The sequence below is a fragment of the Salinivibrio sp. ML198 genome, assembly GCF_001996015.1.
Taxonomy (GTDB): domain Bacteria; phylum Pseudomonadota; class Gammaproteobacteria; order Enterobacterales; family Vibrionaceae; genus Salinivibrio; species Salinivibrio siamensis.
Map to the genome: position 1 here is coordinate 140,686 of NZ_MUEZ01000003.1, position 19,273 is coordinate 159,958.

Genomic DNA, 19,273 nt, shown 5'->3' on the forward strand with positions numbered 1-19,273 from the left:
GATGTTGCCACATTGTCTTGCCGCCCCTCGCGGTGGAAGACAATGTCACCAACGGTAGCTGCGGTCTCAGGACACGTCAGGCGCTTCTAGCGATATTTCAACTGTTGGCGACCGATAATTGAGTGAGATAGCGTGGTACCGTCCACCAGCTCTAGCTCGCCTCCCATGGGGACGCCATGTGCAATACGGCTCGCACCCACTTGGTGCTCTTGGCATAGCTCAGCGATGTATTGCGCCGTTGCCTCGCCTTCCACTGTCGGGTTGGTCGCCAAGATAAGCTCTTGGATCGGTTCGTGTTGCAGACGCTTTTCCAACACATCAAGGCCAATGTCTGCCGGACCAATGCCATCAAGGGGTGACAGGTGTCCCATCAAAACAAAATACCGCCCTGAGTACTGACCCGTGGCTTCCACGGCTGCAATATCTGCCGGGCTTTCAACCACACAAATCAACCCTGTTTCTTGGCGTTTCGGGTTATCGCAAATCGCGCACACGTCTTGCTCGGTAAAGGTTCGACATTGGCTGCAGTGGCCAATGTCAGTCATTGCCGTACTCAGTGCTTGCGCGAGGGCCAGCCCGCCTTGGCGGTTTCGTTGCAATAAGTGGTAGGCCATCCGCTGCGCTGATTTGGGGCCAACGCCTGGTAAACAACGCAGCGAGTCCATCAGTTGTTCAAGTAACTGGCTGGTGCGCATAGATTAAAAGGGCATTTTCATGCCTGGTGGTAACTGCATACCACCTGTCACTTCCGCCATTTTCTCTTTTTGTTGCTCCTCGACACGACGGGCAGCATCGTTGAATGCAGCCGCAATCAAGTCTTCCAGCATGTCTTTATCATCTTCCATCAAGCTATCGTCGATGTCGACACGACGGATGCTGTGGCTACCTGTCATGGTGACTTTCACCATGCCTGCGCCCGCTTCGCCTGTCACTTCCATGCTGGCAATTTCTTCTTGTACTTTTTGCATGCGCTCTTGCATTTGCTGCGCCTGCTTCATCATGTTACCCATGCCGCCTTTACCAAACATAATTCTCTCTCTTGGTTAGGTGTCTTAAATTGGTCGAATGCTATCTTCTTCTAACTCCGCCGCAAAGCGTTGAAGAATAAAAGTCACATTCGGATCATTATGCAGGCTGTGTGTCGCCTGCGCTAATTTTTGTTGATAGAGCTGCTCGCGCCGCTCTAAAGGTGTGATTCCCGCTTCCCCGAGCTGTACCTCCAAGGTTATGGGGGCGCCCAGCGCCGTCGTCAAGGCCTGAGTCAATTGCTGCTGCGCTTTTTCGGTATTAAGGTGCGATTGATCCGGGCGCAATGTAAGCTGTACGCGCTCGCCTTGCTGGGACATCGCCGCATTCAGTGCCATTTGTTTAACCAGGCGCTCTACCTCTAAACTGTCTGCCAAGGCACACCAAGGATCTTGCGCGTTGGTTTCCTGCACCAGTTTGTCGCGCATGGCGGGCGTTTTTTCATGTTCTAACCCCTGTTTCAACGACTTAGGTGTCAGTGAAGGCACCGTCTCGGGCTCCGGTGACACAGGTTGCGTAGAGCGCCACTGGTAAGGCTCTGACGACCCGTTAGTAGGTTCAGTCACGGGTGACAACGACACACTCGGTGTCTTTTGTTCAGGCGCGGACACAGGCGATGCACTCTCTGCCGCCGTCGCGACGCGATCGAGCACAGATAACGCATCAGTCTTGGCCGGTGTCCGTTCCGTCTTTTTTGCTCCACTCCCCGATTGTTCGGATTGACGTTTCATACGACTACGCAACTGATTACGAGCCTGAATAAGACTAGAGGCAGGCGAAGAGGCAGACGGCTGATTCGCAAGTGATGACGCGGCATCTGGCGCCGAGTCATCGACTGCTGGTTGGTTCAGCTCGGAAACACTCGCTTCATGTGCCCCTCTGCCGGATGCACCTGCGCTAGGCACCTCCGCGCTAGTCTTTGCCATCGCCTGCTGAGGAGCTGGCGCGCGTGTGTCATTGATATCTTGGGGACTTTCCGGCGTGTCTCGGTCATTGCTCTCCGGGGTATCGCCCATGGGCCGGTTCTGTTGTACTTCGTGCCCCTGGCTTGGTGACGACTGGTTTGGCGACGCCGCACTGGCCGATGAGACCTGCGCTTTCAACGCGTTCAGTGCTTGCGAGGGATCTTTTTTGACCGGCTGTTGTGGTGAAGATGCGGGATCGTGTGTCGGCACCGATATGGTAGCCGGTTCATACGGTACCGTTTTCACCGGCTGAAACGCCAACATACGCAGCAAGACCATTTCTAGACCGGCCCGCCCATCAGGGGCATAGGGCAGGTCTTGCCGTCCTTGCAGTGCCATTTGGTAACACAGCTGCACATCTTGTGGCGCAAGCCGCGAGGCCAAGGCGTGAATCCGTGCTTGCTCCCCGCTGTCATCATCATGGGTCTGAGGCAGTGCTTGGGCAAGCGCCACATGGTGAAGCTGGCTGGCTAACTCTTTGAGTAAACCATCCCACTCCACCCCGACGTGCGCAATCTGCGCCAGCATATTCATCAACTCGACCGCATCATGATTCGCCAAGGCTTCAAGGAGCAAGAGTGCGTTATCGGTACTCAAGGTCCCCAGCATGTCAGCGACAGCTTGGGTGCTGATGTGGCCATTTCCCAGCGCGATGGCCTGGTCGGTTAAGCTCAAGGCATCACGCATACTGCCTTCCGCAGCCCGTGACAATAGCATTAAGGCACGTGACTCTGCCTCGACACCTTCTTGACCAAGGATATGCTCTAGCTGCGTCTGAATCTGGCTCGCATCAAAGTGTTTTAGGTGAAATTGCAAACAACGCGATAAAATGGTGACCGGCAGCTTTTGTGGATCCGTGGTCGCCAATAAAAACTTTACGTACTCAGGCGGCTCTTCCAGCGTTTTTAGCAGCGCATTGAAGCTGTGTCGTGACAGCATATGGACTTCATCAATGAGGTACACTTTGAAGCGGCCACGTGCGGGCTTGTACTGGACGTTATCGAGCAGCTCTCGCGTGTCTTCCACCTTGGTCCGGGATGCAGCGTCAATCTCCAGCAAATCAACGTAACGTCCCTCGTCAATTTCACGGCAGGTTGCGCACTGACCACATGGCGAAGAAGACACCCCTTGTTCGCAATTGAGCCCTTTGGCAAAAATGCGCGCAATGGTGGTTTTGCCCACACCGCGAGTACCACTGAACAAATATGCGTGGTGCAAGCGGTCATGATCCAATGCATTGGCTAAGGCCGTGAGCACATGACTTTGACCGGCAACAGACTCAAAATTATGGGGTCGCCACTTGCGAGCGAGGACTTGGTAACTCATGTCAATCCGCTTCCTGTATGCTTATTGCTAACGCGGGACCCTGCATATAGCCTGGCATTAATGGCCTGCAAATTCGCACAAGCTATAAACGTTGATCCCAAGCGCGGCCAGCTTTTCTTCACCGCCGATATCCGGCAAGCTTATCACAAACCCAGCATGCGCCACGGTGCCGCCTAAACGGCGTACCAGCTTCACGGTGGCTTCTATGGTGCCGCCTGTCGCCAGTAGATCATCAATCACCAGTACTTTATCCCCCTCAGCAATCGCATCACGATGGATTTCCAGGGTATCTTCACCGTATTCTAGCTGATAGTTTTCGCTGATCACCGCGCGTGGCAACTTGCCAGGCTTACGCACTGGCACAAACGGGAGCCCTAGCGCAAGCGCCAATGGTGCACCAAATAAAAATCCACGTGACTCGGTACCAATCACCTTGGTAAATCCATGATCGCGGTATTGCGCAACCAGGGCATCAATGGTGGCTTGGTAGGCAGCAGGGTCTTCCATTAAGCTGGTGACATCGCGAAATAAGATGCCAGGTTTGGGATAGTCTGGGATGGTTTGAATACTTTGTTTGATGACATTCAAGCTGTCGGTGCTCATGGCCAATTCTCGCCGGTAAAAAACGCAAACCGTCATGTTATGAATTTTCGGCCGAACCAGCAACAGATTCCGTTTCAGGTAGGCGGAGAAACCAGCATAAGAGCACAATTAGGCAGGTAACCAGTAACGCTTTCAGCCACATCGCCCCGACGATATAAATCGAAAAGCTAAAACTTGCCACTATCATGACGGTCGCGCGTCGTTTTACTTTGCGACTAATCGCGCGCTTTTGGTACCAGTCCGTCAATATCGGCCCGAACGTAGGATGGGCGTGTAGCCAGTTAGCGATACGAGGAGAGCCTCGCATAAAGCAACCACTGGCGAGCAGCAAAAACGGCGTGGTCGGGAGTACCGGCAAAAAGGCGCCCGCCGCACCCAGCGCGACCCATAACCAACCTAACCCATTCCATAACCAACGCCATGCGGCTGTCGGTGCTTGTTGCATAGTCTCTATTACCCTTCGATTCGAGATGGTCGCGCTTGTTCACTCACGCTAAGTGTAGTGTCAGAGACGATGGAGGTACAGGGTGGCGAATAAGGAATGCCGCACGGCGAGTGAATAAGGCGGTGATTAGCCGCCAAAAATAATGCCAAGCCAAGTGAGACTGGCAGGTAAGGTCGGGATCAGTAATACCAGCAGGAAGCCGATGAAGTATTTGACGTTATAAGGCTCTTTAAAATCATGTTCCATTTTGTTACTTCACTCACAACAGCATAACAACAGTGAGCAGGTACTATAGCTCAGGTCAACACCGCTAAAAACGGACTCTTTGTAAGGTTTTAGCCGGTTCATTGATTTACATCAGGGTAACAACTTGTGTGACTGCGTCATGATAAAAGTCATTTTAGCCAATCAAGCGAACTGACCATGGATAAAACAACCCTTGCTCAGCTGGGGCGTGAACTTAACCGCGAACGCACTGAGCTAGTAGCAACATTAACCACGCGATTGCGTGAAGACTGGGACAAGCATTGCGAGAACCTCACCATTTCGGATCTGATTAAAGAAAGCCAAGGGGTACCTGGCGCCATCCGATGCCTCGGTGAACGTTTAGAAAAAGTCGATGCGGCTTTATGTGCCATGGATTTGGAGATTTATGGCTTGTGTGCCGATTGTGAAAGTGAAATTCCACTGGATGATTTAATGAAAGACGCCGCCGAGCAGCGCTGCCCACAGTGTCGCGCGTCGAATTATTATCATCACGATCCAGCCACTCGCCGAGCCACAGCAGGAGCACGTAAAACCGTGTGATCGCGAGGTTGACTTTCGCTTGTCTCATCGTGGCTTAAACGGAACGCGCCCAGCATCAGCTGGGCGCGTTTTTTATTGACTATTTAAAGCTGACAAGCGGGTGATACTAACGATCACACATCATCCTGAGGCGTTTAATCTTGGTCAATAATCCAACGACGGAACGACTTACGCTCTTGGTCACTGGCTTTGGTATACCAAAGCTTTAACTGCGACAAGGCATCACCTTTAATAGAGGCTTTACCTTGATCATCCACCTCGACCAATACATCGTTGAGGTTCTTGCTTTCACCTTGGTCGATAATGATACCATTCTCACGGTTATACTCCGCCACCAGCGCTTCCATGTCGGCATAGGCGGCAAAGCCATCCCCTTTTAACTCGACGGCATCTAAAGGCATCACATCACCGTTATCGAACTCGGCTTGCCATTGAGCATCGTCAAAATAATGCTCTGCTTGGACTTTTGTTTTTAGTCGAGTATCGAGATCAATCGTCGTATCACGCCCATCAACGTTGAGTTCAAAGAGGTACGGTCGTGATGTAAAGACAAGATCTCGACTACCTCGCTTAACCTCACCCTCAAACCGCACCACAATTTGATGGTTGCCATCCGGCAACTCAATCGTCTGAGTTGGAGACCAGTTGTCAAACGTCACTTTTTCGCCATCAACAACAACGAATTCGATATTGCGTGCTGAGGTAATTTCTGCGGCATTAGTCACACTCGATGCCATGAGAGTACATAGCACCAAGCCCACACCTACTACTTTTTTCATCTTTTCTCCAAACCGTGATAATAAAAAAGCCGCCCTAAGGCGGCTTTTGTAACCAGTGCTACATTTAGCAATGATGGTATAAGCTCAATTAGAACTTAACTTCCATACCAGCTACGTAACCCCAATCTTGCTCGTCACCGTCGCTGTCACCCACTTCAGCGTATACTTTTGCATTGCTGTGCAGTGCGTAAGTAACGTTAGCGTAGTAACCGTTTACGTCGTCTTGTTGACCGTCAACGTCTTGGTTATCAAAGCCGATTGCGTAAGTAGTTTTACCCATAGTGTAGTCAGCAGCGATAGACACATAATCAGTGTCAGTATCTACACCTTCCAAGTCTGCTGATTTACGACCAACAGATGCTGCAATACCTACGTTTTCGATACCTGCGTACTCAACTTCGAAGTTGTAAGTATCAACTGAGTCATTGCTATCACGGTTGATGTTGTCAGCTTTTTGATAGTAAACACGTGCGTCTACGTCAGCTACACGGTAGCCTAAACGGCCTTCGTAGATTGCGATGTCATCGCCGCCGCCGTAGTAGCCTTTATCTGTGTCTTCAGCTTCACCGAGAGAGTCATCTTCAAAGCCGTCGCTCTTGTCAGTATAAGTCGCTGCTGCATAGAAAGTACCGTTATCATAAACGTACTTGCCTACTTGTTGCGCGTGAGTGTAGTCAGAGCCAAACGAGTTTACAGATAGCTCGTAGTCTTTAGTGATACCAGCGTCATCCATCAGCAATAGCTGACGACCCGCGGTGAATTGACCCCAATCACCTTTCAGACCAACGTAGAGCACGTTGTTTTCAACATTACCGTTTGTGTCAGTGTCTTCGTCTGCGCCTTCGAATTCGAAATCAACAGCAGCGATTGCACTCAGTTTGTCAGAAACGGTTACTTCAGTATCAAACTGAACATCACCGTCGTCTAGACGCCATGCACCGTCACGGTCGTTACCGATTTTCTGGATGTACTGAACTTCAGCTGCACCAGACGCGTCTACTTTAACGCCTTCTGCGTCATACAGGTTGATGCTTGCTGATGCTGAGCCAGCAGCCAGCAGAGCTGGTACTGCCATTGCTAGAATAGTCTTTTTCATGGTTAATCCACTGCCTTTTCTATTTAGTCATTATGAGTTCCTTCTTGGAACTCTGTTTTATGGTGACTGTCACTCTATTACCAGCAGCAAAAACGCTGCGAAGAACAAAATGCCAGTTCACTGAAACTTCGTGGCTAATCGTGCAGAACATTTGTAGTTCTGTCAACTCGCCGGAAGCGCATTACAATCTAGACAAAAACCGCTTAAAAACAACAATATAGTAATATTTGTTGAACTGAGATCACAGTTTAATTGACTCAACACCCGCCTTTTGATGAAAATAAACAACAAACACTAACAACATAAAACACCAAAAATTACAGTATTTATTGCTTATATTGGAATAAAAAACTAATCAATAGCTTAAATCAGGCGTTTTGTTAATCAAACGGCAGATCAGCAAGATAGCGAAGAATGGTTCAAATTAAATTCGTGACCAGGATCTCATATCTGTAAGGAAATCTTGCAGTTCGCGATCGTTTTCACGTTTTTGCCCCGTGTTATACTAGGTGCCAACCTTTGCAACTCGGACCTGTTGATGCTCAGTCCTGCCGTAAAATCAGACATTCGCGCGTGCTACCAAACGCTACAAGATCAACTTCCCCACTTTATTCCCCGTAAAGCTCAGAACTATTTGGTGGCAGAGCTCGCGAAGACCCTAGCTGGCGATTACGAGCCTAAACGGCGACTATTAGTGGCAGAAGCAGGCACAGGGGTCGGTAAGTCGATGGCCTATCTGATGGGCGCGATCCCGTTTGCACTCAACAACAATAAAAAAGTGGTTATTTCAACCGCGACGGTGGCGTTGCAAGAACAGCTTGCCAATAAAGACATCCCGTTTTTTCATCGCATCTGCCCCAAACCGTTCGATTTTATTTTAGCCAAAGGGCGTCAACGCTATTGCTGTGCACATAAGCTCAGTGCGGTAGCGGACATGGAAAGCATTCAAGGGGCGCTATTTACCCAAAAACCCAAGCGCAGCGAGCAATTATTACTCAACGATCTCTACGCTGCGCTGAGCCGAGGTAAGTGGGATGGTGACAGAGACAGTTGGCCAAAACCCATTGCTGATCATCTTTGGCAAGCCATCGCCTCTGATAAGCACACTTGTCATGCCGGTTTGCCCGCCCACCGTGCTTGCCCGTTTGCTAAAGCACGAGAGGCGATGGATAAAGCGGATGTGGTGGTGGTGAACCACAGTTTGCTGCTCGCCGATCTCGAACTAGGCGGCGGAGTGATCTTGCCCGAGCCGGAGCAATGCCTGTATATGGTTGACGAAGCTCATCACTTGCCTACTGTCGCGCGAGACTTTTCTGCCGCCAGTGCCAGCCTGTTGGGTGTGGTCAGCTGGCTGGAAAAGCTCAATCAAGCGACGACCAAGTTGGGGAATACCGCTGATATTAAGCGCGCACATCGGTTTGTGGATAGCTTGCTAGACGCGATTCAAACCTTAATCCCAGGCTTACGCGAGGTTAAACAACAGCTCAGTCAATTGCCGCTCAACGATGATGGTTGCTACCGCTTTGCTGATGGCGAGCTCCCCGATGCGCTTACCTCACCCAGTGAGCAACTCAAAAAGGCGAGTAAAAAAGCCCATCAGGCATTGGGAAAAATTCATGATTTGATCAATGAACGTCTGAAAGAAAATGACATTTCGGCCAAACTGGCTGATCCGGCGCTCGCGGAAACGGCTTTTTTCCTGCAACGGTTAGAAAATTTAGAAAAGGTGTGGACCTTGATGGCTCAACCTAATTCGGATAAAGGCGCCCCCTTGGCACGTTGGGTGCGAGCGTGTCGCGAGCGCGAAGGCGACCTTTGGATCCATGTCTCCCCCTTGGAAGTGGGTTGGCGTTTAGACCAAATGCTCTGGTCCCGTGCAGCCGGGGTTGGCCTCTTTTCCGCGACCTTACGTGCACTCAACCGGTTCAATTATTTCTGCCGTCAAGTGGGCTTGAGCGAAACCGACGGCTCGCGTTATTTAGCCTTGCCTTCTCCATTTGATTACCCCAACAAAGCGCGCTTGGTGATCCCGACGATGCCTTGTGAACCTCAAGCGAGCGACTTTACGGATGTGCTGAGCGATAAAATACTCGAACATCTGGAAGGCGAACGCGCCTCTTTGGTGCTCTTCGCCTCCTACTGGCAAATGCAGCAAGTGACAAAAGCGATAGAAAGCACCTGCAAGCAACGGGGCTGGCAGCTGCTTTGCCAAGGGAGCCAGTCGCGTACCGGATTACTAAAGGCGCATCAGCAAGCGGTTAACGCTGACAAAACCAGTATCATTTTTGGTACCGGCAGCTTTTCCGAAGGCTTGGATTTACCGGGTAAATTATTGACCAACCTCATTATTACTAAGATCCCTTTTGCCGTGCCCACCTCGCCGGTGGAAGAAGCGCACGCGGAGTATATCGAGCGCTGTGGTGGCAACCCGTTTTTACAAATCGCGGTGCCAGAGGCGAGTAAAAAGCTTGTACAATCAGTCGGTCGTCTACTGCGCAAAGAAGAGGACTCTGGTAAAGTAGTGCTTCTTGACCGGCGCATTATCACCCGTAGATATGGCCAATCCTTACTCGACTCGCTACCTCCCTTTACACGCGTGATCGAACCTTAAACTGACGAGTTAACATGCTGGAACTGATTGACCTCTCTACTTTAGTTATTCTGGGGCTGACCGCGTTTGTCGCTGGATTTATTGATGCGGTAGCTGGCGGTGGCGGCATGCTCACTGTCCCTGCCCTATTATCACTTGGCCTGCCGCCGCATGTTGCGTTAGGCACCAATAAGCTGGCCGCGACCTTTGCGTCGAGCACCGCCGCGTTCACTTATTATAAAAAGCGCCTATTTTCTCCCTTATTTTGGCAGCATGCGTTTTGGGGGACCTTAATTGGCGCCACGGCCGGCACCCTGCTGGTGGACGTTCTGAGTACCGAATGGTTAGAGAAGGCCATTCCCATTGTGGTGTTGGTCGCCGCCGTGTATACCATCTGGCATCCACACCCTAAAGGCGATAACAACCAGCTACCCGCACGTTGCCCAAAGCTGCCCATAAAACAGTGGAGTCAGGGTTTATCACTTGGCTTTTATGACGGGGTGGCAGGTCCGGGAACCGGCGCGTTTTGGACGGTTTCCACCATGTCGCTCTATCGGATGAATATTTTGCTATCCTCGGGATTAGCAAAGGCGATGAACTTTACCAGTAACTTCACCTCACTGGTGGCGTTCGCGCTGTTAGGCCATGTAAGCTGGGCGCTGGGCTTAACCATGGGAGCCTGCTTAATGCTAGGGGCTTTTATTGGCGCTCACTCAGCCATCCGCTTTGGTAGCCGTTTTATTCGCCCTATTTTTATCACCGCGGTGGTTATTCTAGCGGGCAAACTCGCCGTTGATGCTTGGTTCTAGCCCTCATTGAGAGAGAAAACATCATGAAAGCGCAAATCGATGCCATGGCTCAACATTTAGATCAACTCGCCGTTCAAGCCGCAGAGGTTGATCGTCGCCGAGGAGAAGCCAAGGCACCGCTATTTGCCACGCCACTTTTTCACTGCAAAGGTAAGTTATTAACGCCCTGTGTTAATGAAGCACAAGGCCTGTTAGCCGTGATGCGCCGCGATCATCAGCAAGGGGTACTAACGGATGCGCGAGCCACCCATATTTGCGAAACCTTGTTAGCACAAATCACCGCACTCCAGCGTGAACTTGCCACTCAACCTTTACGTAAGCAAGAACAAGCTCGTCGTGGTCCAAGACGCCAATCTATCGGTGAGCTCTATCAAGACTTGGCCAAGCATCAAGACTGGGAGCGGCGTCTCGCCGACAAACTCCGTGATGCCAACGCCAGTGTTGAGATGGCCTCCAGTCCGGCTGTACGGCAACAGCATCAAAAGCAAGTTCTCGCGCTCGAGCAGCGTCTAGCGCGGTGCACCAAAGCCCGAGAACGCATTGAAACCACCATTACTTACCGGGAAAAGCGATAACGTAAGGAGCGAATGTGCTACCACTGATATACCATCCCATTTACTCTGATTTCCCGCTTCCCGAGGGTCACCGTTATCCACTGCAAAAGTACCGGCTGCTGTTCGAACGATTGCAAGCGCTTGGATTGCCGGTTGAGTTTTACCAGCCCACCGCCGCGCACAGAGAGATCATTGACGCGATTCATGACCCCGCCTATGTGAGTCAATTACTCGAGGGCAACTTGCCTTTGGTAAAAATGCGTCGTATTGGGTTTCCTTGGAGTGAGTCGCTAATAAAGCGCAGTTTAACCTCACTGGGTGGCACCACCTTAACGGTGGATCAGGCATTGCGCACGGGTCTGGCTATTCACCTTACCGGCGGCTACCATCACGCCCATTATGACTTTGGCAGTGGCTTTTGTTTATTTAACGACTTAATGATTGCTGCGCGTCATGCCCTCACGCAGCCGGGCATAGAGACAGTGATGATCGTCGATTGCGATGTTCACCACGGTGACGGCACCGCCGCGCTAGCCTCCTCACATCCAGATATTGTGACCTTTTCCGTCCACTGTGAGAAAAATTTCCCCTCGCGAAAGCCATCATCAACGCTTGATTTACCCCTCCCGATTGGCACCCAAGATAGCGACTATCTCGATGCCTTTTTGCCTTTACTCGACCTTGCACTGGCTCAGCACCGCCCCGACATGGTGATCTATGATGCGGGTGTCGACGTGCATAAAGACGATGCGTTGGGGTATTTGTCACTCACCGCTGAAGGTATTTTTCAACGCGACACAGGCGTGTTATCACGGTGTGCCTCCCACCAGATACCTGTCGCTGCGGTCATAGGAGGAGGCTATCATGAAACCCATGAGCAGCTAATCCCGTTGCACGAACAACTGATACAAGCCGCGCTCACCCACTTTCCCGACTTTTCCGCCAGCCTGGAGGCATCATGACTGACTCACATTCTTCCTCGTCAAAAGCACTCGAAGAGGCCCCCGACGACGTTAAACTCGCCGTCGATCTTATTTACTTGCTTGAAAGCCATGCGATCGATACCGACACAGCGCTCTCCGCGATCGATATCGTTAAGCATGATTTGCTGACCAAAAAAGCAGCGTCATCCAGTGAATAAGTCACCTTTATCTACCGGTTCGGGCAAATTCGTTCGACAGTCGGTACGATGAATCGGCGGTAATATGAGGCATTGATCACATTTCGTTCAGCGCGCAAGAAAACGTTATTTAGTCAAAAAATACGGAGTAATATGCGAAAGGCGTCGAGATGACTGCTTTAACATCAAGTAATTAGCATGCAACCCATTACATTCTTGTTACAGTTTTTAGTGCTGTTATTAACACCCAAGACCGCTCAAAAACCAACAGTTCAATAATCATCTAGTGTTTTGTCTCACAAATGTCGGTATTATCCGGCGTGCTCCACCTAGTGTATTGATGTGCTAAGACATCGCTATCACTGGCAACGGCGCACTCTGGCAACAGCCGAGCATGGATTCAAAATGCTGTTGCAGATCCAACATCGCGCGTCATAGCAAGCCAGATGTTTTGGTGCTATCGCGCGTTTCGTTGCTCACCTGCATGGACGGCAGAGATCTCACATGGACAGTGGTTGTCGACCCTCGCTCTTTCACGATGAACCTGAGTTCACGTGTTTATCGAGTTAGGTGTCTCCCAGCAGACAAAACAGAGTTTAATGATGGAACAACTTAAAAATCTATTTGTGTCCATAGTCGATACAGGTAACGGCCTCCTTTGGGGCAGCGTACTCATTTATCTTTTGATTGGCTTAGGTTTGTACTTCACCGTACGATCTGGCTTTATTCAATTCCGTAACTTTGGCCACATGTTCAAACTCATGGCCAACAGCCGCGATGGCGCGTCAGGTGGTATCTCTTCTTTCCAAGCCTTTAGTACCAGTCTGGCAGCGCGCGTCGGTACCGGAAACATGGCCGGTGTGGCCGTCGCACTCTATCTGGGTGGCCCTGGTGCTATCTTCTGGATGTGGCTAACGGCATTGGTCGGCATGGCAACCAGTTTCGTCGAGTCCACCTTGGCGCAGGCGTACAAAGTTAACCACAACGATAAGACCTTTCGCGGTGGCCCGGCTTACTACATTGAGAAAGGCTTAGGTCAGCGCTGGTTAGGTATTGCGTTCGCTATTTGTCTGATTATCGCCTTTGGTCTGGCGTTTAACGGTGTCCAGTCCAACTCGATTGCTGCAGCAATGAATACCGCGTTTGGCTTTGATGCCTTAGCGGTTGGCATCGGCCTTGCCGTAGTGACCGCGCCCGTGATTTTTGGCGGTATGCGTTCGGTTGCGCGTGTGGCGGAGCTGATCGTGCCGTTTATGGCACTGGCGTATTTGCTGGTTGCGCTTGTCGTGGTTGGCATGAATATCGAGCAGCTACCTGCTGTGATCTCCACCATTGTTAAAAGCGCGCTCGGGCTTGAACAAGCGGCGGGTGGTGCAATGGGTTATGCGATCGCGCAAGCGATGATGCACGGTATCAAGCGCGGTTTGTTCTCAAACGAAGCAGGTATGGGTTCAGCACCGAATGCGGCCGCTACCGCAACCACCAAGCCAAATCACCCAGCGGCGCAAGGCTATGTTCAGATGCTGGGTGTTTTTGTCGACACCATCGTTATCTGTACCGCGACAGCATCGATCATCTTAATCTCCGGTATGCTTGAGCCAAATAGCGGCCTAACGGGTATTGCGCTTACCCAAGAAGCATTGGTTAGCCAAGTGGGTGACTGGGGTGCGGCGTTTATTGCTATCGCAATCCTCTTATTCGCTTTCACCTCTATCATTGCCAACTATTCTTATGGTGAGTCAAACATCGAGTATATTTTCCGCTCGAAAAACGCGATTCTGCTCTACCGTATTGCTGTGCTAGCTATGGTGTTGGTGGGATCGATTACCGACTTACCGTTAATCTGGAGCTTTGCTGACTTGTCGATGGGCATGATGGCCGTGATCAACTTGGTGGCGATTGCGCTCTTGTCGGGTGTCGCCTTCGCGCTGATGAAAGACTATGAAGACCAGCGCCGTGCGGGCAAAAACCCAACCTTTGATCGCACCAAGTTCCCGAAACTGGATAAGCAAATCGATAAAGACGTTTGGTAATCCCCTACGGGCCATACGAAAAAACCACCGAGCAATCGGTGGTTTTTTTACACTCACTTTTAAGTCTTAGACTTGCGCTGTCGCCGTTATACCAAAGTTTCTAAGGCTACACGCTCAACCAATAGCCAATGAGTAGGGCGAAAACAAGACACGCGCCCGCATAAAACCCCAACTCAATCTTACGTGCGGTCATGTCCTCAGCCTCTTCAGGCTTTAAAGTGATCCCCCAATACGCAAAGCCAATGGACGATGACAGCAATAGCACACCGAGACCGAACGCTAACCCTTCAACCGCATGGATCAATGTCATTTTTCCTCTCACTTTCGTCACTGACTTGTAGCACGTTGATTATACGCCTTATCAGTCATTACGAAAACCATCAGCAAAGGGTTCATTGTCTCGCCACGAGCCTCTACTTTAGTCGCGAGGACCGTTCCCACGGTTAGCGCCATAGTTCACTGATGGGCGTGTCCGGTGAAAAGTCATGGGCAATTTGCGCTTGCAGTAGTTCAGCCGTTGCCATCGCATCCGTCAGCGCATGGTGGCTCTGGTAAAAGGGTAAGTGATAACGATGACGACTATCGGCTAAACGAATCGACTCAGGCGGGCGACGGGCAATCCAATCCATAAAGCTGCGTTTACCGTTTCTATGTTTGCGCGCTTCTAATTCCATGGTATCGACCATTGGGAAAATGATCCCCTCGCCTAGGCGCTGTTTGATCGCACGGTCCAGAAACTCCCGCTCAATACGGCGATAATGAACCACGACTACTGAGCCGGCTAGCGCGCTCAGTAAAGGTTCAATCACATGCGAAAAGTCAGGGGCATTCACGATATCTGAGTGGGTGATCCCATGAATGACAATCGACGACTCTGCCAACGGCCGGTTAGGGTTAACAATCCAGTGTTGCGCATGCTGACAACGAATGCGATTCAGGGTAAAGGGCACCAAGCCAATACTGACAATCGCATCTTGCTGGCTATCAAGCCCTGTGGTTTCAAAGTCTAACGCCACAAAAGACACCTGGGAGACAGGCGTATCAGGCGATACCCAGCCTTGCTGATAAAACGCTTGCAACGTCTCATGCTGGACCGTCTCACGTTTGGTTTCCAGCATGGCACGCCAATCCACGTCGTCGGCATCCTCTTTTTTTCTCAAATCGAAATGAAGCATACCCTCCCCTTAAGACCGATTCGGCTGATAGCGGAATTTCAAGAACTTCTGCGCGTTACTTAAGATCTGAAATGCATCTTTTAAGTTTCGACGTTCAAAGTCAGATAGGTTCTCTGGCTCGATGTTGTTGTCCGGCTCGCGACCCGCTTCGATGTCTAACGCTTGATGACGAATGCGCACCATAGAGATAAATTCCATTGCATCGCGTAAGTCTGGGCCTCGACCTTTAGGCAAGATCCCCGACTCGATAATATCGTCCAAACGCTCAAAGGAGTTTTGCGAGCGTGAATCGATCGCCAATGAATGTACCCGAATCAGATCGGCCAAAGGTGCCGTGCCACGACGTTTTAAGTTAATGGAATTGTTATGACGCCCGTCTTGCTCCATGACAAAGTCTTTGAAAAAGCCCAGTGGCGGTGTGCGATTGAGCGCATTGCGTGCCATCGCCGCCAAGAAGCGGTTGTTGCGGCGCGCACGACGACCAATAAAGGCTTTAAGTTGCTCTGCCCAGTTGGTGCGACCATGGACGCCATCAAGGTCAAAAAAGATATTGCTATCAAGTAGCGATCGCGGACTGGGATTATCAATCCAATCAGCAAAGCATTGCTCCCACTCTTTCAGCGTTTTTCGCCACTCAGGGTTAGTCGCCATAATATTGCCGGTGCAATACGTATACCCACACGCATTCAATCCATCAGAGACACGTTTAGACAAGGCTTCAAAATACGCATTGTGCTGACTGTGATCATAACTATCGTCCAAAATAATGGCGTTATCTTGGTCAGTAACAATTAACTGCTCGTCACGTGCCATTGACCCCATGGCCAAAAAGCAATACGGCACTGGCGGCTCACCGAGCTCTTCCTCAGCAAGCTCAAGCAAGCGCTGTTTAAAACTACGGCCAATCACCGACAACGCGGAGCCTATCATGTGCGAGTTCGCGTCTTCGTTGACCATACGGACAAAGCAATCTTTCACTTGTTTAGACAAGATGACCAAATCATCCACAGATTGTTGGCGGAAGATACTCGCCACCAAGAACAAACTGTTTTGCGACTCATAGCGCGCGATATCAGACAGTGCGACCACACCAATCGGCTTACCGTGTTGAATCACGGGCACATGATGAAGGTTTGAGCGCAAGATGGTCAGCATTGCCTCAAAGATATACGCATTGTGGTCAAGCGTGATCAGCTGTGGTGACATGATTTCTTGCACTGGCGTCTCATAAGGCAACCCTTCCGCTAAGACGCGATTACGTAAGTCACGATCCGTTATGATCCCCAGTACCGGCTTTATACCAGTATCAGGATCTGGCTCATCGCCCATCACCAGAATAGAAGAGACTGTCTCTTGTGACATGACCTGAGCAGCGTGCTGAACCGAGTCCGTACTGGATATCATTACCGGGTCACGGATAATCAGTTTTTTCACTTTAGAGGTGGTCAAATCATTGGCTTCGTTGTGACTCGATACCGCTTGGCGCAATCGGGTTCTGTCCTCTACCTCAACAAAATCAGCAAAGTGCTCAAAGTCATCAAAGAGCCGGTTGAACATCGCCTCTGGGATAAAATAGACCAAGGTATCCTCGATCGCTTTGGCGGGCATCCGGACGCGGTTGTTCATCAAAAGGCCCATCTGACCAAAGATATCGCCTTCTGAAATACGGTTGTACAAGGTTCCATTCCGGCGAAAGAGCTCGACCGCGCCACTGCGCAGGATGGCTAAATCGTGAATTTCATCACCGTAAGCAAAAATATCGGTGCCTGCACGGTAGTAACTGATTTCAATACTGGTTGCTACCTCAGCCACCACCTCTTCCGGCATTGCGTCAAAAGGGGCGTACTGCGCAAGAAATGTCGCGATTTCAATTTGTTCAGCTTCCATAATGCTCACCTAAACCTGCATTTTATTGAAGGGCTCCCCTTTGGGGCATCCGTTCTTTCGCCAGCGGCACAGCTCAAGCGCTGGCCGGGTAATAAAAAAGGCAGCCCCGAAGGCCTGCCTTTCCTATCTTAGCTAACAATCAAACAGTTAGCACACCTGTTTATTTCGCGCGTGGCTCAGAGGCCAAGCCTTTAAACAAGGAGACAGTCGCTACCAGGAGCACCACGGCGAATGGGAAGCCGGTGGAGACAGCCATCGCTTGCAACGCCACCAAGCCGCCGCCAAGGATCAGCGCCACCGCCACTAAACCTTCAAAAGTGGCCCAGAACACCCGTTGTGATACGGGTACATCCATTTTTCCGCCCGCCGAGATGGTATCAAGCACCAAAGAGCCTGAGTCGGATGACGTGACGAAGAAGACAATGACAAGAATAATACCAATGAACGAGGTGATCGTCGCAAGTGGCAGGCCTTCAAGCATCGCAAACAACGTCAGAGACAGCTCGGCATCGACAACGGCGGTGTATCCGTCGTTGACAAACTGGTCAATCGCCGTGCCCCCGAATGACGTCATCCAAAGCACACTGGCCGCCGATGGGATCAACAACACACAGGTAATGAACTCGCGTACCGTTCGACCCCGAGATACGCGCGCGATAAACATCCCGACAAATGGAGACCAAGAGATCCACCACGCCCAATAGAAGGATGTCCAACCTTGGGTAAAGTTGGCGTCATCTCGCCCAAATGGCATCGCCAGTGCTGGCAAATTTTCTAAATAAGCACCAAGATTCCCAAAGAAACCGGTCAGAATCGCGAGCGTCGGGCCAACCGCAATCACAAACAGCAACAATAAAAACGCAAGGATGAGGTTAAGCTCAGATAGGCGCTTCACCCCTTTATCGACGCCAGCAACAACGGAGAAGATCGCCATCGCGGTGATCACCACCACCAAGATGATCTCGGTCGTTGCGCCTAACGGCGTATCGAACAAGTAATGTAAACCACCGGACGCTTGTGAGGCACCAATACCGAGCGAGGTGGCAAGACCAAAGAGCGTCGCCACAATAGCTAAAATATCAATCACATGACCGGTCCAGCCCCATACGCGCTCACCAAACAAGGGATAGAACACCGAACGGATAGTCAGCGGCAACCCTTTATTGTAAGCAAACAGTGCGAGACCAAGCGCCAGCACCGCATAGATGGCCCAAGGGTGCAGTCCCCAGTGGAAAATGGTCGCGGACATACCTAAACGACGTGCCGCGTCTGTATCCCCCGCGGCGCCGCCTAACGGGGCCCAGTCAGTCCGGATACCATTAGCATTTGTCGACGTGCCATCGAGCGCGGTTTGAAAATGCGTCAACGGCTCTGACACGCCATAGAACATAAGACCAATGCCCATACCCGCGGCGAAAAGCATCGCGAACCAGCCACCATAGCCAAAGTCCGGCTTGGCTTCTGTGCCACCCAGCCGCACTTTTCCTAACGGCGAGACAATCAGTATTAAGCAAGCAATGACGAAAACATTGCCTGTCGAGAGGAAAAACCAATCGAGATTTGCAGTCAGCCAAGCACGTAAATCGCCAAAAATCGGCCCCATTTTATCTTGAAAGGCCAAGGTCACAAAGACAAAGGCCATAATCGCCAGCCCTGAGACCATAAATACACGGTTGTGAATATCAAAACCAAACGGGCCGACTTTCAAAGCGACGTTATCCTGACCCACTTGGTAGTCAGTGTCGATCGGGTTCACCTGACCGTCTGGTGTCATCATATCTTCATGGCTTTTATCGCTCACGCGTTAACTCCTTAGTCCGTCGATTCACAAGCCTCTCTGTGTTGCCGAACACTGCCGAAGGTTGCTTGGTATTTAAGCGTGATAAAAACACCAAAAAGGGTGGCAATGACAACACGGTCAGCAAGAATACCATAGAGCGAACGCGCTTTAATTAGGCCCCTAACCGCTTGGTCACTTTGTCATCAAGGTTGTTACACACATACCTTGCCAGCACAGCTTATTTACAACGAAGCAGATCCTTTGAACTCATTCTTTAA

At 50.8% G+C, this 19,273-nt stretch carries 18 protein-coding genes; 7 read left to right on the top strand and 11 right to left on the bottom strand.

All coding sequences use genetic code 11. The features are described from left to right. Positions 1-86: 86 nt before the first annotated feature. Genes recR through BZG25_RS03140 form a run of 5 tightly spaced genes read right to left on the bottom strand, consistent with a single transcriptional unit; the run spans position 87 to position 4,365 of the window. Positions 87-695 carry a recombination mediator RecR gene (gene recR, locus BZG25_RS03120; RefSeq protein ID WP_046073580.1) on the bottom strand — a complete coding sequence of 203 codons (609 nt, stop codon included), beginning with the start codon at positions 693-695 and terminating at the stop codon, positions 87-89. 3 nt (positions 696-698) lie between these two features. Then, on the bottom strand, positions 699-1,028 hold the full coding sequence (locus BZG25_RS03125; protein ID WP_046073581.1) for a YbaB/EbfC family nucleoid-associated protein: 330 nt from the start codon (positions 1,026-1,028) through the stop codon (positions 699-701). Positions 1,029-1,052: 24 nt separating this feature from the next. Beyond that, positions 1,053-3,317, bottom strand: coding sequence for a DNA polymerase III subunit gamma/tau (dnaX, locus tag BZG25_RS03130; protein WP_077579193.1), 2,265 nt, complete (start codon positions 3,315-3,317; stop codon positions 1,053-1,055). Positions 3,318-3,374: 57 nt separating this feature from the next. Beyond that, the gene (gene apt, locus BZG25_RS03135) at positions 3,375-3,920 is read right to left on the bottom strand and encodes an adenine phosphoribosyltransferase (protein ID WP_077579261.1); all 546 of its coding nucleotides are present in this window, start codon (positions 3,918-3,920) and stop codon (positions 3,375-3,377) included. Between the two features lie 37 nt (positions 3,921-3,957). Further along, positions 3,958-4,365: a YbaN family protein gene (locus BZG25_RS03140; protein WP_046073583.1), complete on the bottom strand. Its 408-nt coding sequence runs from the start codon at positions 4,363-4,365 to the stop codon at positions 3,958-3,960. Between the two features lie 423 nt (positions 4,366-4,788). On the opposite strand from BZG25_RS03140, the gene BZG25_RS03145 reads away from it, so the two are divergent. Continuing rightward, the gene (locus BZG25_RS03145; protein ID WP_046073585.1) at positions 4,789-5,172 is read left to right on the top strand and encodes a hypothetical protein; all 384 of its coding nucleotides are present in this window, start codon (positions 4,789-4,791) and stop codon (positions 5,170-5,172) included. A 134-nt stretch (positions 5,173-5,306) separates the two neighbouring features. Here the strand turns inward: BZG25_RS03145 and BZG25_RS03150 are convergent, their stop codons facing one another. Together BZG25_RS03150 and BZG25_RS03155 are read right to left on the bottom strand one after the other, a co-directional pair. Next, a complete protein-coding gene (locus tag BZG25_RS03150; protein WP_077579192.1) occupies positions 5,307-5,951 on the bottom strand; it encodes a DUF2057 domain-containing protein in 645 nt (214 codons plus the stop codon). 88 nt (positions 5,952-6,039) lie between these two features. Beyond that, on the bottom strand, positions 6,040-7,047 hold the full coding sequence (locus BZG25_RS03155; RefSeq protein WP_077579191.1) for a porin: 1,008 nt from the start codon (positions 7,045-7,047) through the stop codon (positions 6,040-6,042). A gap of 538 nt (positions 7,048-7,585) precedes the next feature. Between BZG25_RS03155 and dinG the strand changes: the two genes are divergently transcribed. From dinG to BZG25_RS03185, 6 genes are all read left to right on the top strand, one after another. Further along, positions 7,586-9,658: an ATP-dependent DNA helicase DinG gene (gene dinG / locus BZG25_RS03160; protein ID WP_077638529.1), complete on the top strand. Its 2,073-nt coding sequence runs from the start codon at positions 7,586-7,588 to the stop codon at positions 9,656-9,658. Between the two features lie 14 nt (positions 9,659-9,672). Further along, a complete protein-coding gene (locus BZG25_RS03165) occupies positions 9,673-10,446 on the top strand; it encodes a TSUP family transporter (RefSeq protein WP_077578509.1) in 774 nt (257 codons plus the stop codon). Positions 10,447-10,469: 23 nt separating this feature from the next. Further along, complete coding sequence (locus BZG25_RS03170) at positions 10,470-11,021, top strand: primosomal replication protein (RefSeq protein ID WP_046073589.1); 552 nt, start codon at positions 10,470-10,472, stop codon at positions 11,019-11,021. A gap of 14 nt (positions 11,022-11,035) precedes the next feature. Further along, positions 11,036-11,962 carry a histone deacetylase gene (locus BZG25_RS03175; protein ID WP_077638519.1) on the top strand — a complete coding sequence of 309 codons (927 nt, stop codon included), beginning with the start codon at positions 11,036-11,038 and terminating at the stop codon, positions 11,960-11,962. Continuing rightward, on the top strand, positions 11,959-12,141 hold the full coding sequence (locus tag BZG25_RS03180) for a DUF2496 domain-containing protein (RefSeq protein WP_077605903.1): 183 nt from the start codon (positions 11,959-11,961) through the stop codon (positions 12,139-12,141). The genes BZG25_RS03175 and BZG25_RS03180 overlap by 4 nt, the downstream gene beginning before the upstream one ends. Positions 12,142-12,722: 581 nt before the next feature. Continuing rightward, complete coding sequence (locus BZG25_RS03185) at positions 12,723-14,153, top strand: sodium:alanine symporter family protein (RefSeq protein WP_077578512.1); 1,431 nt, start codon at positions 12,723-12,725, stop codon at positions 14,151-14,153. Positions 14,154-14,259: 106 nt separating this feature from the next. Here the strand turns inward: BZG25_RS03185 and BZG25_RS03190 are convergent, their stop codons facing one another. The 4 genes from BZG25_RS03190 to BZG25_RS03205 all read right to left on the bottom strand — a co-directional run bounded on the left by BZG25_RS03190 (position 14,260) and on the right by BZG25_RS03205 (position 18,992). Next, positions 14,260-14,463, bottom strand: coding sequence for a hypothetical protein (locus BZG25_RS03190; protein ID WP_046073593.1), 204 nt, complete (start codon positions 14,461-14,463; stop codon positions 14,260-14,262). 133 nt (positions 14,464-14,596) lie between these two features. Continuing rightward, positions 14,597-15,328 carry a 3'-5' exonuclease gene (locus BZG25_RS03195; RefSeq protein ID WP_046073594.1) on the bottom strand — a complete coding sequence of 244 codons (732 nt, stop codon included), beginning with the start codon at positions 15,326-15,328 and terminating at the stop codon, positions 14,597-14,599. Between the two features lie 9 nt (positions 15,329-15,337). Then, positions 15,338-17,215, bottom strand: coding sequence for a DUF294 nucleotidyltransferase-like domain-containing protein (locus tag BZG25_RS03200; RefSeq protein WP_046073595.1), 1,878 nt, complete (start codon positions 17,213-17,215; stop codon positions 15,338-15,340). A 160-nt stretch (positions 17,216-17,375) separates the two neighbouring features. Continuing rightward, positions 17,376-18,992 carry a BCCT family transporter gene (locus tag BZG25_RS03205; protein WP_198531467.1) on the bottom strand — a complete coding sequence of 539 codons (1,617 nt, stop codon included), beginning with the start codon at positions 18,990-18,992 and terminating at the stop codon, positions 17,376-17,378. Positions 18,993-19,273: the final 281 nt, after the last annotated feature.

Bases quoted from the DNA above. Each gene is read 5' to 3' on its own strand.
- recR (WP_046073580.1), bottom strand. From the start codon at position 695: ATGCGCACCAGCCAGTTACTTGAACAACTGATGGACTCGCTGCGTTGT.
- BZG25_RS03125 (WP_046073581.1), bottom strand. From the start codon at position 1,028: ATGTTTGGTAAAGGCGGCATGGGTAACATGATGAAGCAGGCGCAGCAA.
- dnaX (WP_077579193.1), bottom strand. From the start codon at position 3,317: ATGAGTTACCAAGTCCTCGCTCGCAAGTGGCGACCCCATAATTTTGAG.
- apt (WP_077579261.1), bottom strand. From the start codon at position 3,920: ATGAGCACCGACAGCTTGAATGTCATCAAACAAAGTATTCAAACCATC.
- BZG25_RS03140 (WP_046073583.1), bottom strand. From the start codon at position 4,365: ATGCAACAAGCACCGACAGCCGCATGGCGTTGGTTATGGAATGGGTTA.
- BZG25_RS03145 (WP_046073585.1), top strand. From the start codon at position 4,789: ATGGATAAAACAACCCTTGCTCAGCTGGGGCGTGAACTTAACCGCGAA.
- BZG25_RS03150 (WP_077579192.1), bottom strand. From the start codon at position 5,951: ATGAAAAAAGTAGTAGGTGTGGGCTTGGTGCTATGTACTCTCATGGCA.
- BZG25_RS03155 (WP_077579191.1), bottom strand. From the start codon at position 7,047: ATGAAAAAGACTATTCTAGCAATGGCAGTACCAGCTCTGCTGGCTGCT.
- dinG (WP_077638529.1), top strand. From the start codon at position 7,586: ATGCTCAGTCCTGCCGTAAAATCAGACATTCGCGCGTGCTACCAAACG.
- BZG25_RS03165 (WP_077578509.1), top strand. From the start codon at position 9,673: ATGCTGGAACTGATTGACCTCTCTACTTTAGTTATTCTGGGGCTGACC.
- BZG25_RS03170 (WP_046073589.1), top strand. From the start codon at position 10,470: ATGAAAGCGCAAATCGATGCCATGGCTCAACATTTAGATCAACTCGCC.
- BZG25_RS03180 (WP_077605903.1), top strand. From the start codon at position 11,959: ATGACTGACTCACATTCTTCCTCGTCAAAAGCACTCGAAGAGGCCCCC.
- BZG25_RS03185 (WP_077578512.1), top strand. From the start codon at position 12,723: ATGGAACAACTTAAAAATCTATTTGTGTCCATAGTCGATACAGGTAAC.
- BZG25_RS03190 (WP_046073593.1), bottom strand. From the start codon at position 14,463: ATGACATTGATCCATGCGGTTGAAGGGTTAGCGTTCGGTCTCGGTGTG.
- BZG25_RS03195 (WP_046073594.1), bottom strand. From the start codon at position 15,328: ATGCTTCATTTCGATTTGAGAAAAAAAGAGGATGCCGACGACGTGGAT.
- BZG25_RS03200 (WP_046073595.1), bottom strand. From the start codon at position 17,215: ATGGAAGCTGAACAAATTGAAATCGCGACATTTCTTGCGCAGTACGCC.
- BZG25_RS03205 (WP_198531467.1), bottom strand. From the start codon at position 18,992: ATGATGACACCAGACGGTCAGGTGAACCCGATCGACACTGACTACCAA.